Source organism: Mycolicibacterium fluoranthenivorans (genome assembly GCF_011758805.1).
Taxonomy (GTDB): domain Bacteria; phylum Actinomycetota; class Actinomycetes; order Mycobacteriales; family Mycobacteriaceae; genus Mycobacterium; species Mycobacterium fluoranthenivorans.
On sequence record NZ_JAANOW010000002.1, the window covers coordinates 261,829 to 276,190 of the forward strand.

The 14,362-nt window shown below is 65.3% G+C and carries 15 protein-coding genes and 2 tRNA genes; 8 read left to right on the plus strand and 9 right to left on the minus strand.

Annotated elements, in window-relative coordinates; all coding sequences use genetic code 11:
* The first annotated feature begins 2 nt into the window (after positions 1-2).
* Positions 3-1,337: a tyrosine-type recombinase/integrase gene (locus FHU31_RS19340; RefSeq protein ID WP_167161574.1), complete on the plus strand. Its 1,335-nt coding sequence runs from the start codon at positions 3-5 to the stop codon at positions 1,335-1,337.
* A 23-nt stretch (positions 1,338-1,360) separates the two neighbouring features.
* Positions 1,361-1,522, plus strand: a complete 162-nt coding sequence (locus FHU31_RS19345) for a hypothetical protein (RefSeq protein ID WP_234901528.1) — start codon at positions 1,361-1,363, stop codon at positions 1,520-1,522.
* On the opposite strand, the gene FHU31_RS19350 is transcribed toward FHU31_RS19345, so the two are convergent.
* The 3 genes from FHU31_RS19350 to FHU31_RS19360 all read right to left on the minus strand — a co-directional run bounded on the left by FHU31_RS19350 (position 1,519) and on the right by FHU31_RS19360 (position 3,616).
* The gene (locus FHU31_RS19350) at positions 1,519-2,112 is read right to left on the minus strand and encodes a hypothetical protein (protein ID WP_167161578.1); all 594 of its coding nucleotides are present in this window, start codon (positions 2,110-2,112) and stop codon (positions 1,519-1,521) included. The genes FHU31_RS19345 and FHU31_RS19350 overlap by 4 nt on opposite strands.
* Positions 2,109-3,365 (minus strand): DUF8453 domain-containing protein, encoded by a 1,257-nt coding sequence (locus tag FHU31_RS19355; RefSeq protein ID WP_167161580.1) that lies wholly within the window; start codon positions 3,363-3,365, stop codon positions 2,109-2,111. The genes FHU31_RS19350 and FHU31_RS19355 overlap by 4 nt, the downstream gene beginning before the upstream one ends.
* A gap of 175 nt (positions 3,366-3,540) precedes the next feature.
* Positions 3,541-3,616: transfer RNA gene (locus FHU31_RS19360), tRNA-Lys, on the minus strand.
* A 192-nt stretch (positions 3,617-3,808) separates the two neighbouring features.
* Here FHU31_RS19360 and FHU31_RS19365 point away from each other — a divergent pair.
* Positions 3,809-5,023 carry a L,D-transpeptidase gene (locus FHU31_RS19365; protein ID WP_167161582.1) on the plus strand — a complete coding sequence of 405 codons (1,215 nt, stop codon included), beginning with the start codon at positions 3,809-3,811 and terminating at the stop codon, positions 5,021-5,023.
* An 87-nt stretch (positions 5,024-5,110) separates the two neighbouring features.
* Positions 5,111-5,476 (plus strand): nuclear transport factor 2 family protein, encoded by a 366-nt coding sequence (locus FHU31_RS19370; RefSeq protein ID WP_167161584.1) that lies wholly within the window; start codon positions 5,111-5,113, stop codon positions 5,474-5,476.
* Here the strand turns inward: FHU31_RS19370 and FHU31_RS19375 are convergent.
* The gene (locus tag FHU31_RS19375) at positions 5,469-5,936 is read right to left on the minus strand and encodes an SRPBCC family protein (protein ID WP_167161585.1); all 468 of its coding nucleotides are present in this window, start codon (positions 5,934-5,936) and stop codon (positions 5,469-5,471) included. The genes FHU31_RS19370 and FHU31_RS19375 overlap by 8 nt on opposite strands.
* Positions 5,933-6,622: a DUF899 domain-containing protein gene (locus FHU31_RS19380; RefSeq protein WP_167161587.1), complete on the minus strand. Its 690-nt coding sequence runs from the start codon at positions 6,620-6,622 to the stop codon at positions 5,933-5,935. The genes FHU31_RS19375 and FHU31_RS19380 overlap by 4 nt, the downstream gene beginning before the upstream one ends.
* Positions 6,623-6,725: 103 nt before the next feature.
* Here FHU31_RS19380 and FHU31_RS19385 point away from each other — a divergent pair, with 103 nt between their 5' ends.
* A complete protein-coding gene (locus FHU31_RS19385) occupies positions 6,726-7,493 on the plus strand; it encodes an SDR family oxidoreductase (RefSeq protein ID WP_167161589.1) in 768 nt (255 codons plus the stop codon).
* Between the two features lie 133 nt (positions 7,494-7,626).
* Here FHU31_RS19385 and FHU31_RS19390 read toward each other — a convergent pair.
* Both FHU31_RS19390 and orn read right to left on the minus strand, forming a co-directional pair.
* Positions 7,627-7,699, minus strand: a tRNA-His gene (locus tag FHU31_RS19390).
* A gap of 28 nt (positions 7,700-7,727) precedes the next feature.
* On the minus strand, positions 7,728-8,375 hold the full coding sequence (orn, locus tag FHU31_RS19395) for an oligoribonuclease (RefSeq protein WP_167161591.1): 648 nt from the start codon (positions 8,373-8,375) through the stop codon (positions 7,728-7,730).
* Positions 8,376-8,455: 80 nt separating this feature from the next.
* On the opposite strand from orn, the gene FHU31_RS19400 reads away from it, so the two are divergent.
* Positions 8,456-10,042 carry a helicase HerA-like domain-containing protein gene (locus FHU31_RS19400; RefSeq protein ID WP_167161593.1) on the plus strand — a complete coding sequence of 529 codons (1,587 nt, stop codon included), beginning with the start codon at positions 8,456-8,458 and terminating at the stop codon, positions 10,040-10,042.
* A 112-nt stretch (positions 10,043-10,154) separates the two neighbouring features.
* Positions 10,155-11,351, plus strand: a complete 1,197-nt coding sequence (locus tag FHU31_RS19405; protein WP_167161595.1) for an integrase core domain-containing protein — start codon at positions 10,155-10,157, stop codon at positions 11,349-11,351.
* Between the two features lie 85 nt (positions 11,352-11,436).
* On the opposite strand, the gene cmrA is transcribed toward FHU31_RS19405, so the two are convergent.
* Positions 11,437-12,243: a mycolate reductase gene (gene cmrA, locus FHU31_RS19410; RefSeq protein WP_167161597.1), complete on the minus strand. Its 807-nt coding sequence runs from the start codon at positions 12,241-12,243 to the stop codon at positions 11,437-11,439.
* 33 nt (positions 12,244-12,276) lie between these two features.
* On the opposite strand from cmrA, the gene FHU31_RS19415 reads away from it, so the two are divergent.
* Positions 12,277-13,611: an MFS transporter gene (locus FHU31_RS19415; protein WP_167161599.1), complete on the plus strand. Its 1,335-nt coding sequence runs from the start codon at positions 12,277-12,279 to the stop codon at positions 13,609-13,611.
* On the opposite strand, the gene FHU31_RS19420 is transcribed toward FHU31_RS19415, so the two are convergent.
* Positions 13,579-14,355: an MmpS family transport accessory protein gene (locus FHU31_RS19420; RefSeq protein ID WP_208411110.1), complete on the minus strand. Its 777-nt coding sequence runs from the start codon at positions 14,353-14,355 to the stop codon at positions 13,579-13,581. The two genes, FHU31_RS19415 and FHU31_RS19420, sit on opposite strands and share 33 nt — an antisense overlap.
* Positions 14,356-14,362: the final 7 nt, after the last annotated feature.

The following is a 14,362-nucleotide window of genomic DNA, read 5'->3' on the forward strand; positions in this document are numbered from 1 at the left end:
CTATGGCGTGGATAGCCGCATTCGAAATCAACCGCCGCGATGACCGTGGCCGACCGATCAAGGCGTACCGCGTCGAGCGGTACGAAATCGCTAGAGATGTTGACGGGCAACCGATTCCGCGCTATCCGAATCGCGACGATAGCCCGCCAAAGCGTCTGCGACGGCGCGAGACGTTCCGCACTGCCGAATCCGCACAGGACCGGGTGAACGAGATCAATCCGAAGGTGGCCCGTGGGCAATCCCCGGCCGCGCAACGCGACGCCGGAAACCGGCCGCTGAGTCTGTACGCGCAAGCGTGGCTCGATGGCCTGACCGGTCAGGTGAAACCGCGCGTGCTGACCGATTACCGAGCCAATTACCGGCGCTACGTGGCGCAGCCGTTGGGGGATCGGGCGGTGGCGTCGATTACCGCTGCCGACGTGCGGCGCTGGCGCGCAGAACTGATGGAACCGCGTCCGCGACCGGCGCACGCCCGGCCGAAGGCGATGACCGACGCCGAAGCCGAATCGGTGACTCTTTCGCGGTCGACAATCAAGCACGCTTTCGAGACCCTGCGCCGGATTCTCGACGTGGCCGTAGTCGACGGCGCCATCACCGCCAACCCGTGTGCGTCGGTGCCGCGCACCCGTGCGACCGATCCCGATGCAGAGCCGTTCTCGGCCCGGCCTCTCGGCGCTGCCGAGATCGCCGCAGTGTCCGACCACATCGGCACCGTCCAAGGCCATCCGATCTACGGTCTGGTGGTGCTGTTCACCGCTTTCACCGGTTTGCGGGCGGGGGAGTTGGCCGGGCTGAACGTCGGTGATCTCATGCTGCCCACCATCTCCGGTTCGGCCGGATCGGTATCAGTCACCAGAACGCGCCGCGCGGTTCGTGGCGGTTGGGAGACCTCGACGCCGAAATCAACCAAGTCGCGCCGCGTGGTGCCGATTGATGGCTGGCTGGCCGACGATCTGCGCGCCTACCTGGCCAACGACCATCCTCACGGCGACCCGGCGAGTCCTGACTATGACGCGAACGCCGTTCTGCTTCCCGGACGCTTTGGGCGCAGTGAAGCTCTGCCGGAAGGGTTTTGGCGCGACGATATCGAACCAGTGCGGAATATGGTTCTCGACGCCGATGCACCGATCAGTGCGAAAACGGGCGAGCCGGATCGGCGCTACACCCGTCCCGATCCGCACGCGCCCGCGACGCGCGTTGCACCGTCATCGGGCTACAAATGGTCGGTGCCGGTGAATCCGGCCGGGATCGCCAAGCACTATCTCGCCCCGGCCCTGGCGCGCTCGGTCTCGAGCATGTCCGGTGGCACGATCTGCGGCACGCGTTCGCGGTCATGAGTTTGTCGGCCGGGGAGCACTACATGGCCGTGTCGAAAATGCTCGGGCACGCCAGTTTCGTGACGACGATCACTGTCTATGCCGACTACATCACCGAAGGCGACGGAGGCAAGGCCGCGCCGCTGCGACGCCCGATCGCTGGCGGGTTGGGAACCAACATCGTTCCGATGCGCCGACCGGGTTAGTTCTCAGTTCGTGCACGCGGCGTGATCTGTGGGGTAGAGGGCTTTTCACCAATTTCAGCGGGGTACGTGTCGTAGAGCTGTTTGATTGCGTCGGCGGTCGCGTTCACGGCCCGACTGATTGTGTCGGGTTGAGGACCGGATACATCATTGTGCCAAGCGTCAGGCGCATCGTCTTCGTCGCTACCCCGAACAACGTCCATAATCAGTCGTTCGACGGCGATGTAGGCGTCACTCAGTTCGGTAGTCGGCAGCGTGCGAGCGAGTGCCCGTAATTGCTGAGCGCCTATTACCGCGCGTTCTATAAATTCACGCGACGCGTGCCAATCTTCGTCATCTATCGTGGCCCGAAGGCGAACTTCCTTATCGACATACCAAACGTACGATTGTACGGCAGTTGCTGCCTCTAGCAGACTGCTCTGCGCGTCGCGTAGCTGCGCTATCTCTGTATCTCGTCGTTTTTGGGCGGCTGATAGAAGTGCGGTCTCTCTCGACGTGGCGCGGCTAATTTGAGCATTGACATACGCTGAAATCCAACCACCAATCGGAATGCCGAGAGCGGTTATTAGGAGAAACCAAATCGCATCTTTCATAATTCCTCGGAAGGCTTTGTGGGGGTTGAAGGGCTTTCTGTGCGAATCACCCGTATTGTTGCAGTTGCCGGCACTCGCATGAATTCGCCACTGACCGTGTACAAGTCTGAAACCATTCCGAATTGCGAGTGCTGATGGGTTCTCACGTAGGAAATCCGCCAACTTGCCCCGAGATCAGGCACATCCTCGACTGTAGGAACAAATATATCTAAGGGTTTTGCATCTTTCGCTGGCAATGCGACTATTTCGTCCATTCGGAGAACCCGTCTAGTTCGGCCTGACCGCCCGCCAAACAGATCATAGTCGAAGCTATCTTGCGCCTCACGCGACTCAAGTCGATCCGCTATCTTCAACGCCTCCCGAAATTCTCGCTCTTCGTCATCGGCGCTACCGTAGACCCAGATACCGTCGTGTTCAGTCCCAAATTCGACTAAACGCTGATGAATTGCGGATAGGCCCTTATTTTGTTCTTCTAACTGCTTTTCGATTACTTTGACAAGGTTGTGGACGGTCTTGATGTCCACCCAAGTGGTGTCTTTATACAACTCGGAGTCCAGAACCGCTGTCGTGGTGTATTCGCGCTTTTGGCTATCTTGGTAGAAAACGTCGATATCGTGAGTCGAAGGCAATGTCATGTCTGCGATGACCTGCTCATACGAGTAGGTCTCGCCACTGTAATTCATTTGAGCTTGAATCGTGAATTTTTCTTCATCGGTTAATTCGGATTCGGATTTTCCGATGAGCGGCGCCCACTTCTTATTGTGGCGGTTTCGAGCACGCGTGAAGTCCCAACCAGTGCGCCATTCTTGGCCGGGTGCGAGTATCGGAAACTCTGGAATTATAACTTGGACTAATTTGCCCTTCGAGAAGTTGTTTGGCGTTGCCTTAATCGGCGGGTTAACGATAGTTTTGACGTTGTAGGCCGGTGTTGTCCCGAAGTTCTTAACCACGATTTCGAGAAACTGCTTAGTGGACGGATTTGGTTCGGCATATAGAACGACGTTCGGTTGTGCTTGCTCTTCTCTAGTGCGACGCGCTTCGCGGACCTGAGACCAGGCGAAAGCGGCAGCTCCGAGCGCGATGGCGGCGGTCGCCCAGGTCCCGAGGGCCGACCAACCCTCGGGCGACACATGCTCGTGCAGCCACCGGTACATGAGCGTCAACCGGCCGGTGATGTCCACCGCCCCCACGACGCCCAGGGCGACGACAACGCCAGCTCCCCACCAATGCGCCACGAAGCGCGTGAACCCCATGCCGGGATCGTAAGTAACGCCGCCGATAGATCCCGCCGACACGCCTTTGCTGTGAAGGGGTCACTTCCCGGCGCGTGGAGACCTTGTGGAGACGTCTTGGGCCGAAAGTGGCTGGTGGGGACACACTGCGTGTACACCAAAACGGCAAAAACCCTGCCTGAGCAGGGAATTTGTGTGGTGCGCCGTCAGGGTTTCGAACCCCGGACCCGCTGATTAAGAGTCAGCTGCTCTACCAACTGAGCTAACGGCGCGCGGTTGGAAGAATAACAGGCCCTATGGCGCGAGGTGAAATCCGCATGAAGGACGGGGTGCGGACGGTTCCGGGAGGGCATCCGGCGACTGTCTGAGCGCAGTCTCAGCCGGTGGGCTGCTGGGCGCCGATTCCCATAGAATGCTGTCAGGTTGCTGCGAGCACGCGGCGCTGATGAGGTGGGGCAAGAGTAATGGTGCAGATCACACCGTGCGCTGGTGCGCGCCGGGCGAAGACATGGTCCGTCGTGGTGGCGCTGGCGTCCGTCTTCGTGCTGGCGGCCTGTTCCGCCAACCAGCCCCCGCCCGAGCCGCAGACCATCGCGGACAAGGGCACGCCGTTCAGCGACCTGCTGGTGCCCAAGCTCAACGCCTCGGTCACCGATGGCGCGGTCGGCGTCACTGTCGACGCCCCCGTCACCGTCAGCGCCGAGGACGGCGTGCTGGGCGCGGTGAGCATGGTCGACTCCGCCGGCGCGGCAGTGGCCGGGAAACTCAGCCCGGACGGCCTGACCTGGTCGACGACGGATCCGCTGGACTACAACACCCGCTACACGCTGACCGCGCGCTCGCTGGGTCTCGGTGGCGAGGCGAGCCGCCAGATGACCTTCGAAACTCATTCGCCGCAGAACCTGACCATGCCCTACCTGATGCCCAACGACGGTGACGTCGTCGGGATCGGGCAGCCGGTGGCCATCCGGTTCGACGAGACCATCACCAACCGGCCGGCAGCGCAGAAGGCCATCAAGATCACCACGAAGCCTCATGTCGAGGGCGCCTTCTACTGGCTGAACAACCGCGAAGTGCGTTGGCGCCCAGCGGCTTACTGGAAGCCGGGAACCGATGTCAAGGTCGAGGTCAACACCTACGGGGTGGACCTGGGCGACGGGCTGTTCGGGCAGCAGAACGTCAGCACGCACTTCACCATCGGTGACCAGGTCATCGCCACCGCCGACGACGCCACCAAGACGCTGACCGTCCGGCGCAACGGTGAAGTGGTCAAGACCATGCCGATTTCGATGGGTAAGAACAGCACGCCCACCAACAACGGCACCTACATCATCGGCGACCGGTTCTCGCATCTGATCATGGATTCCTCGACCTACGGCGTTCCGGTCAACTCGCCCAACGGGTATCGCACCGAGGTGGACTACGCCACCCAGATGTCCTACAGCGGCATCTACGTGCACGCCGCCCCATGGTCGGTCGGCAGCCAGGGGCGCAGCAACGTCAGCCACGGCTGCCTCAATGTCAGCACCAGCAATGCCCAGTGGTTCTACGAGAACACCAGGCGCGGTGACATCGTCGAGGTGGTCGGCACCGTCGGGTCACCGCTGCCCGGCACCGACGGCCTCGGTGACTGGAACATTCCGTGGGATCAGTGGAAGTCGGGCAACGTCAACGACTGAGCGATTACCTCCCGGGTAGTCGACAACACGCGGATCGGCCGCGAATCTGGTGATCTACCAGTTCGATTCCGCGAAGGAGACGCCGCCATGACCGACACCGTCACTGCCTATCTGGACACCTGGAACGCCACCGATGCGGCCGCGCGCCGGGCGCTGCTGGACCAGCACTGGGCGCCGGGTGCCACCTACAGCGATCCGCTGGCCGAGGTGCGTGGCCACGACGGGATCTCGGCGGCGATCGACGCCGTGCACGCCCAATTCCCGGGATTCGTCTTCACTTTGGTGAGCGGGCCCGACACCCATCACCGGCACGCCCGTTTCCAGTGGGGCCTGGGCCCCACTGGCGCCGAGCCGGTGGTGGTCGGGTTCGATGTGCTGTCGACCGACGACGACGGCCGGATCGCCGCCGTCCTCGGCTTCCTCGACAAGGTGCCCGTCGCGCCCGCTACGTAACCGAACGTTCCAGGGCGGCAAGCGATTCGTCGATGAATTCGACCCCGAAGACGGGCATGCCGCCGACCTGGTCCCGGAACTCCTGTGGTGTCCCCGTCCAGTCGTAGGTGAGCGTGACGTCGGTGCCGTCTCCGTTGGGCGCCAGGTCGTAGCGCCACCACCAGCCACCCTCGGCCAGATTTCCCGCATCGTCGAGCTGACCCGGGCGCCAGCCGATGGTGCGGTCCGGTTCGAACGCATCGACCAGGTTGTGCACGACGTAGGGTCCACCGGCCTGCTCGAAGAACATGTTCATCGCGAAGATCTGGCCGGTGCCGGTGATGATCCGCGGGTCGATCGCGTCGCGCACCCAGTCACCGGGTTCGGTGTCGCGATGTCGCGCCGGATCGCTGAGCAGGGCGAAGACGGTGTGAGGTGTGGCGTGGATGGTGCGGGTGACAACGTAGCGTTCGTCGGTCATTGCGGGTCCTCTCCGTAGATGCGGGCGATATCCGGGCTGTCCAGCCAGCCCGAGTACGTGGGCCGAGACGGCCAGCCGTCCGGCGAGTCGAGCCACTCCTCCTGGCGGCCGAACGGCAGCAGGTCGATCAGCGCGAAGCTGTGGCTGAGCTGCTCGGTGCCGCGGCCATTGGTGTGCCAGGTGCGGTAGACGGTGTCGCCGTCGCGCAGGAAGACGTTCACCCCGAACCCTTCCCCGGGCCCCGCGTCGACATCCGCGCCGAAGGTGGACTCCGAGGAGGAGTACCAGGTCATCTTGTTGCCCACCCGCTTCTTGTAGGCGAGGGCTTCCTCGATGGGGCCGTTGGTGACGATGACGAACCGGGCGTCGTAGCTGTCCAGGAACTCCAGCCGGGTGAACTGTGAGGTGAACCCGGTGCAGCCGCCGCACTGCCACTGCGCGCCGTCGGACCACATGTGGTGATAGGTGATCAGCTGCGAGTGGCCGTCGAACACCTCGGCCAGGCACACCGGGCCGTCCTCACCGATGAGGACGTACTTGGGTAGCTCGACCATGGGCAGTCGCCGGCGGGCGGCGGCAATGGCGTCGAGTTCGCGGGTGGCGGCCTTCTCCCGGATCCGCAACTCGTCCAGGGCGGCGCGCCAGGTCTGGGGGTCGGCCACCGGTGGTTTGGCTGAAAGCGTCATGCGGTGTTGACCCACGCGACAACCGGAACTCATCGCACAGGTACTGTCCGGTGCAGCAGGGGCTGTCTTAGGGTTGCCTAACCGATGACGAACGAGGGTGAGAATGAGCGGTCAACGTGCCGATGCGGCCGGGTTGCGACTCTTGGTGGTGGGGGCGTCCTCAGGTATCGGCCACGCCGTGGCGACCAGCGCCGCCGGCCGCGGCGCCACGGTTGCCGTGGCGGCGCGGCGTCTGGAGCTGTTGAGCAGCCTGGCCGAGGAAGTCGGTGGCTCGGCCTTTGAACTCGACATCGAGGACACGGCAGCCATCACCTCGGTCGTCGGCGCCGCAGTGCAGGCACTCGGGGGACTGGACGCGGTGGTGTTCACCAGCACCGTGGCGCCCCTGGCGCATATCGAGGACACCGACGTCGCCACCTGGGTGCACGCCTTCAGCGTCAACGCCCTCGGGGCCAACAACGTGTTGCGGGCCGTGCGGCCGCACCTGTCCGAGGACGGGGTGGTGCTGATCGCCTCCAGCCACGACGTCGGACGCCCGCGGGCCGGCGTGGCCGCCTACAATGCCAGTAAGGCGGCGCTGGACGAGATTCTGCATTCGTGGCGCAACGAGCATCCCGACCTGTCGTTGGTGCGCGTCGGCATCTGCCCGACCGAGGGCACCGAGATCCTGCGTGGCGCCGATCGTGATCTGCTGGCCCAGCTGTTCGAGTCCTGGGTGGAACACGGGCAGTTGCCCGCCCGGATGGCCGCGCTCGACGATGTCGCGAACACGCTGTTGTCCTTGGTGCTCACGGCGCACGAGAATCCCAGCGTGGTACCGGAATTCGTGCAGCTCTCGCCGCGGATCAAGAAGGTGCCTGCGGCGAACTGAGAGTCGCGGTTCGTTTAAGCATCACTTAGCGGCATAAGTGATGCCATCGTGCTGGGTTGTCCTCACCTGGTGCAGCGGTGCGCCGCACACCAAGAACGCCGCCTACTTGCGTAGACGGCGTTCCCGGTACTCGGGTGGCTGACGGGACTCGAACCCGCGACAGCCAGGATCACAACCTGGTGCTCTACCAACTGAACTACAGCCACCATTGCCGCGTAAGCGGCGCTGTAGATACTAGCCGCTCGGGTGCTCGACAGCCGAATCGGTTTCCCGAGTGTCGGGCTTCGGTGGGCCCAGCTCGGCCGCGACCGCCGCGATTTCGCTGGTGGAGGGCCCGGGAGCGGGGACGAATGCGGTGCCGCGGTAGTACTTCAACTCGCGGATCGACTCGTGGATATCGGCCAGCGCGCGATGCGCCAGACCCTTCTCGGGCTGGCCGAAGTAGATCCGCGGATACCAGCGGCGGCACAGTTCCTTGATCGAGCTCACGTCGATCATCCGGTAGTGCAGGTACTCGTCGAGCGCGGGCATGTCCCGGGCGATGAAGCCGCGGTCGGTGGCGATCGAGTTGCCGCACAGCGGGGCGGTCTTGGCCTGCTTGACGTGGTCGCGGATGTAGTCCAGCACCAGCTTCTCCGCGGTCGGGATGTCGATCGTCGAGGCCAGCACCTCTTTGTCGAGTCCCGAGGAAGAGTGCATCTTGGCTACCACGTCGACCATGCCCGACAGGGCGTCCTCGTCGGCGTGGATGACCACGTCGATGCCCTCGCCAAGGATGTTCAGGTCGGCGTCGGTGACCAGTGCCGCTATCTCGATGAGGCGGTCGGACTTGAGGTCCAGCCCCGTCATCTCACAGTCAATCCAGACCAGTTCTTCACGCACAGCGATCCACAGTATGCGTACCGGCGCCCATCAGCTGCCCGCACCCACCCGTTTGGGGCCTGGTTCAGTAGTGTCTGCCCATGACCTCAGATTCGACCGCAACCCCCGCACAGCAGATCGCCGCAGGTTACGCCGTCGAGGGACAAGCACTCGAGCTCGGGACCGTGGTCGTCGACGGTGTCGTCGATCCGACCGCGCTGGTGCGCATCCCGCTGGCCACGGTCAACCGGCACGGCCTGATCGCCGGTGCGACCGGAACCGGCAAGACGAAGTCGTTGCAGGTGATGGCCGAGCAGCTGTCCGCGGCCGGGGTGCCGGTGCTGATGGCCGACGTGAAGGGCGACCTGTCGGGGCTCTCGCGACCGGGGGAGGTCAATGACAAGACCGCCCAGCGCGCCAAGGACACCGGCGACGACTGGACGCCGACGGCGTTCCCGGTCGAGTTCCTGTCCCTGGGCACCGAGGGTATCGGGGTGCCGGTGCGCGCCACGATCACCAGCTTCGGGCCGATCTTGCTGTCGAAAGTGTTGGGGCTCAACGCAACCCAGGAATCCACCCTCGGTCTGATCTTCCACTGGGCCGACCAGAAGGGGCTGTCGCTGCTGGACCTGAAGGACCTGCGCGCCGTCATCCAGTTCCTGACCAGTGACGAGGGCAAACCCGAGCTGAAGGCGCTGGGCGCGGTCTCGCCGACCACGGCCGGCGTGATCCTGCGGGCGTTGGTCAACCTGGAGGCCGAGGGCGCGGACACGTTCTTCGGTGAGCCCGAGCTGGAGCCCAAGGATCTGATCCGGCTGGACGCCCAGGGCCGCGGCATCATCTCGCTGCTGGAACTTGGCGCGCAGGCCGCCCGCCCGGTGATGTTCTCCACCTTCCTGATGTGGGTGCTCGCCGATCTGTTCACCACGCTGCCCGAGGTCGGTGACGTCGACAAACCGAAACTGGTGTTCTTCTTCGACGAGGCGCACCTACTGTTCACCGACGCGTCCAAGGCGTTCCTGGAACAGGTCGAACAGACCGTCAAACTGATCCGCTCCAAGGGCGTCGGGGTGTTCTTCTGCACGCAGCTGCCCACCGATGTGCCCAACAACGTGCTCTCCCAGCTGGGCGCCCGGGTGCAGCACGCGCTGCGTGCCTTCACCCCCGATGACCAGAAGGCGCTCACCAAGACGGTCCGCACCTACCCGAAGACCACGGTGTACGACCTGGAGGAGGCGCTGACCTCACTGGGTATCGGCGAGGCGATCGTCACCGTGCTCTCCGAGCGCGGCGCGCCGACCCCGGTGGCCTGGACCCGGATGCGGGCGCCGCGGTCGCTGATGGACACCATCGGCCCCGACGCGATCAAGGCCGCGGCACTGGCCAGCCCGCTGCAGGCGACCTACGGGCAGACCATCGATCGGGAGTCGGCGTATGAGCGGCTCAACGCGCGGCTGGCACCGCCACCGGCGGCCGCGCCGGCACCCGCCGATCAGCTGCCGCCGCCGGTCTACACGGGCGGGGCGGAAACCGAGGGCACCTCGACCGCACGCAACGCCGCCGAGCCGGGCTTCTTCGACAAGATGGTCACCAGCCCGGCCTTCAAGAGCGCGATGCGCTCGGCCGGCACCGTCATCGGCCGCGAGATCACCCGCAGCATCTTCGGGACGGGCCGCCGCAGGCGGTGACTTCGGCGCGCCTACCCGCGCTCACCGCGGTGTTCTGTTCGGGGACATCGCTGACAGTTGTATGTCTCGGGACATCGCTGACACCTGAGTAGGGCGTGGACCAGCATGGTTCATGGCCCAGAAGGTGACGGCGATGGACATCCGGATGGCGGCGGCCCTGGCCGGTCAGATCCCGAACGTGGCTCAGTTCTGCCGTGACCATGACATCAGTCGGGAGACGTTCTACAAGTACCAACGACGCTTCGCGCAGTTGGGGATCGATGGTCTGCAGGAGCAGTCCCGGCGACCGTTGACCAGTCCGGGTCAGACCTCGGCCGAGATGGAGGACCTGATCGTGTTGCGGCGCAAGCAGCTGCTGGAAGCGGGCTGCGATTGCGGGCCTCAGTCGATCGTGTGGTCATTGCAGCGCGACGGCGTCACCGGGGTGCCGTCGCGCTCGACGGTGTGGCAGATCCTGACCCGGCGTGGGCAGATCACTGCGCAACCGCAGAAACGCCCGAAGTCGGCGACCAAGCGTTTCTGCTTCGACCGGCCCAATGAATGCTGGCAGTCAGACTGGACGCAGTGGATGTTGGCCGACGGCACACCAGTGGCGATCGCGGGCAGCCTCGATGATCACTCCCGCTATCTGGCCGGGCTGGCCGCAGCCGTCGGCGCCGGCACCGCTGAACTGGTCTGGACGGTGATGCTGGCCGGGATCACCGAGTGCGGGATCCCATCGATGTCGTTGACCGACAACGGGTTCGTCTATACCGGCCGACTGCGTGGTTTCGAAGCGTCTTTCGAAGCCGCGCTGCGCAGTCTGGGCGTGCGCACCATCAACTCCACGCCGTATCACCCGCAGACCTGCGGCAAGATCGAACGATTTTGGCAGACGTTGAAGAAGTGGCTCACCGCTCGCGATCCCGCGGCCACCATCGCCGAACTCAACACCTTGCTCGAGCAGTTCCGCGTCGTCTACAACCACCACAGACCGCACCGAGCACACGGTGGGGCCACCCCCGCCGAGGCGTTCAGCATCGGGGAGAAGGCCCGGCCCGCTGACCGGCCCGTGCCGGCACCGGTCGTTGTCTCCCGTCACACCGTCGGTCAGACATCGGGGTACGTGTTCGTCGCGCCCTACAAGGTCAACGTCGGACTGCGCTGGGCCGGACACGTCTGCGACATCATCCGCGACGGCGAGCACATCACCATCCTCAGCGGCACCACGCTGGTCCGGACCTTCACCGCCGACCCCACACGCCGCTACCAGCGCGGCGACAAAACCACCCGTACCTACCGCACCCGCGAACCCAAACCACCATCATGAGTGTCAGCGATGTCCCGCGACAAAAGTGTCAACGATGTCCCGAGACACCACACCGCGCTCACCGCGGGTGAGCGCGCCGAAATCGCTAGTCGCCGCCGAGTTTCTTGTACACCGCGCCGACGATCGGCGTGACGATCGCGCGCGGGGCGTAACCGCTGGCCACCGACATGGCCTTGGAGGTCAGGCCGGGCACGATGCGCATCTTGTTGTGCTCCAAGCCATCAAGGGACAGCTTGGCGGTGTACTCGGTGTTGATCCACAGGAAGTCGGGGATCAGCCGTTCGACCAGGGACCGCTCGGTCTCGTCGGGCAGGTCGGTGCGCACCGGCCCCGGGGCGAGCAGCGTGACATTCACCCCGGTGCCCTTGAGCTCGCCGCGCAACGATTCGCTGAAGGTGTTCGCGAACGCCTTGGTGGCCGCATAGGTGGCGTTGTTGGGGATCGGCGAATTGCCGGCAGCCGATCCGGAGATCAGGATGCCGCCGGCCTTGCGCTCCAGCATGCCCGGCAGCACGGCAAGGCAAAGGTCGTGCACGGCAAGGGCATTGAGCTGAACCTGGGCCTTCTCACCGGCCGGATCCAGCTTGGCCACCGGGCCGAAGGTGGCGGTACCGGCATTGGCGCACAGCACCGAGATGTTGCGGCCGGCCAGCTCCTGGCACAGCACGTCGCGCGCGGCCGGGTCGGCGAGGTCGACGGCGCGCACCTCGACGGTCACGCCGTAGCGCTGGGTCAGGCGTTCGGCGACCTCGGCCAACACCTCGCCGCGGCGGGCGGTGATGATCAGGTGGTGGCCGCGGGCGGCCAATTCGGCGGCCAGTGCTTCACCGATGCCCTGCGAGGCGCCGGTGACGACCGCGCGGGCGTCAGGATGTGGTGCGGGTACGGGCATGCCGAAATCGTAAGGACTTATAGGGTGACGACCATGAGCAGCCCCGTCTCGGAGCCTCGCGGGGCGCGGCGATCCCACGTGTTGTCCTGGGTCTTGTACGACTGCGGCGCCACCGGCGTCAACGCAATCGTCGTGACATTCGTCTTCTCGGTCTACCTGACCAGCGCGGTCGGCAAGGACCTGCCCGGCGACACCACCCCGGCAAGCTGGCTGGGCCGGGCACTGACCATCGCCGGCATCATCGTGGCGCTGCTGGCGCCGGTGACGGGTATCTGGGTCGACGCGGCGCATCGCCGCCGCCGCGCGCTCGTACTGCTCACTGCCGTCGTGGTGGCGCTGGTGGCGTCGATGAGCATGATCCGGGCCGACTATCACTATCTGTGGGCAGGTCTGGCACTGCTGGCCATGACGGCGGCGTGCAACGACCTGGCGACGGTGCCGTACAACGCGATGCTCAGCCAGCTGACCACCCCGAAGAACGCCGGCCGCGTCTCCGGTGCGGGCCTGGCGGTCGGCTACGGCGGCAGTGTCGCACTGCTGCTGATCGTCTACGTCGGTTTCATCGCCGGGGACGGCGGCCTGCTGGGCCTGCCCCATGACGACGGCCAGAACGTCAGGGCGGCGATGGTGTTGACGGCCCTGTGGTTCGCGGCGTTCGCGGTGCCGCTGCTGACCAGGGCACCCGCGCCGCCCCCGGACGATGCGCACCGGCCGGTCGGCGTCGTCACCGCCTACCGCACGCTGTGGGCGGAGGTGAAAGGGGAGTGGCACCGCGATCGCAACGTCGTCTACTACCTGATCGCCAGTGCGGTGTTCCGGGACGGGCTGACGGGGGTGTTCACCTTCGGCGCGGTGCTCGGAGTCAACGTGTACGGCATCTCGTCGGCGACGGTGCTCCTGTTCGGCGTGTGCGCCTGCCTGGTCGCCGCCGCGGGCGCGGTGGCCGGCGGTTGGCTCGATGACCGCATCGGCGCCAAACCGGTGATCGTCGGGGCGCTGAGCCTCATGATCGTCGTCGCGTTGACGCTGTTGACGCTCTCGGGCCCGCTGGCGTTCTGGGTGTGCGGGCTCCTGCTGTGCCTGTTCGTCGGGCCGACGCTCTCGGCGGCGCGCACCCAGATGCTGCGGATCTCGAATGAGGGCAAGGAGGGTGTGGCGTTCGGCCTGTACACCATGACCGGCCGCGCGGCGACCTTCCTGGCGCCGGCGTTGTTCGCCCTGTTTATCGATGTGTTCGACAGCGACCGCGCGGGCATGGGCGGGCTGTGTGTGGTGCTGGTACTCGGTCTGGTGCTGATGCTGGGGGTGCGTACCCCCGCGCACCGCCCGGCGGGTCTACCCGATCGGGCTGCAGATCGTCAGCCCTGACCCGCTGCGCTGCTGCACCTGGGCGCCGTCGATGCTGATCGAGCAGCTCACCTCGCGGCCGACGTTGATGATGCTGACGCTCGCCGAACCCTTGGCGGGTTTGGCCAGATCCACCTGCTTGCTCCACGGCAGCATCACGTTGAACTCGGTCTGCAGCACGCCGCCGGTGTCGACGTAGGTGATGTTGATCGCCCGGCCGGTGCCACTGACGTTGTAGACGACGGTCTCGGTGACACCGGGCTCGGTCCCCGAGGTGGTGGGCGCACTGGTCGACGGCGAGGGCGCCAGCGATGGCGCGGTGGTGCTGGTGGTGGTGGGCCGGCGGGTGGTCGACGGGGTGGGCGTGACGGCCGGCTCGGACAGCGAGGGCACCGGCGCCACGACCGTGTCCTGCTGGGAGCTGTTGACGATCACCAGCGCGATGACCAGCCCGAGGACGACGATGATGGCGATCGCCGCGACGACCCACAACCATCGCGGGGTCTGCGGGCCCTCGGGCGGCGTCGGACCGCCGGGCGGTGGGGGCGGTGCGCCGTAGTACTGGTTGGTCGCGTAGGCCGGGTCATACGCCGGGTACGCGGGGATCGGTTCAGTGGGACGCGGGCCGTAAGGGGTCGGCCCGGCGTAAGCGGGATCGGGGTGGCCGGAATATCCGGGGTAGCCGGAGTAAGCGTCGCCAGGCCGGCCGTCGAGCTGGCCAGAGAAACTCTGGGTCGGCTCATCGCCGCGTGGAGAATTGGTCATGGCCACC

Bases quoted from the DNA above. Each gene is read 5' to 3' on its own strand.
- FHU31_RS19345 (WP_234901528.1), top strand. From the start codon at position 1,361: ATGGCCGTGTCGAAAATGCTCGGGCACGCCAGTTTCGTGACGACGATC.
- FHU31_RS19340 (WP_167161574.1), top strand. From the start codon at position 3: ATGGCGTGGATAGCCGCATTCGAAATCAACCGCCGCGATGACCGTGGC.
- FHU31_RS19420 (WP_208411110.1), bottom strand. From the start codon at position 14,355: ATGACCAATTCTCCACGCGGCGATGAGCCGACCCAGAGTTTCTCTGGC.
- FHU31_RS19375 (WP_167161585.1), bottom strand. From the start codon at position 5,936: ATGACCGACGAACGCTACGTTGTCACCCGCACCATCCACGCCACACCT.
- FHU31_RS19350 (WP_167161578.1), bottom strand. From the start codon at position 2,112: ATGAAAGATGCGATTTGGTTTCTCCTAATAACCGCTCTCGGCATTCCG.
- FHU31_RS19415 (WP_167161599.1), top strand. From the start codon at position 12,277: ATGAGCAGCCCCGTCTCGGAGCCTCGCGGGGCGCGGCGATCCCACGTG.
- FHU31_RS19365 (WP_167161582.1), top strand. From the start codon at position 3,809: ATGGTGCAGATCACACCGTGCGCTGGTGCGCGCCGGGCGAAGACATGG.
- FHU31_RS19380 (WP_167161587.1), bottom strand. From the start codon at position 6,622: ATGACGCTTTCAGCCAAACCACCGGTGGCCGACCCCCAGACCTGGCGC.
- cmrA (WP_167161597.1), bottom strand. From the start codon at position 12,243: ATGCCCGTACCCGCACCACATCCTGACGCCCGCGCGGTCGTCACCGGC.
- FHU31_RS19400 (WP_167161593.1), top strand. From the start codon at position 8,456: ATGACCTCAGATTCGACCGCAACCCCCGCACAGCAGATCGCCGCAGGT.
- FHU31_RS19385 (WP_167161589.1), top strand. From the start codon at position 6,726: ATGAGCGGTCAACGTGCCGATGCGGCCGGGTTGCGACTCTTGGTGGTG.
- FHU31_RS19370 (WP_167161584.1), top strand. From the start codon at position 5,111: ATGACCGACACCGTCACTGCCTATCTGGACACCTGGAACGCCACCGAT.
- FHU31_RS19405 (WP_167161595.1), top strand. From the start codon at position 10,155: ATGGCCCAGAAGGTGACGGCGATGGACATCCGGATGGCGGCGGCCCTG.
- FHU31_RS19355 (WP_167161580.1), bottom strand. From the start codon at position 3,365: ATGGGGTTCACGCGCTTCGTGGCGCATTGGTGGGGAGCTGGCGTTGTC.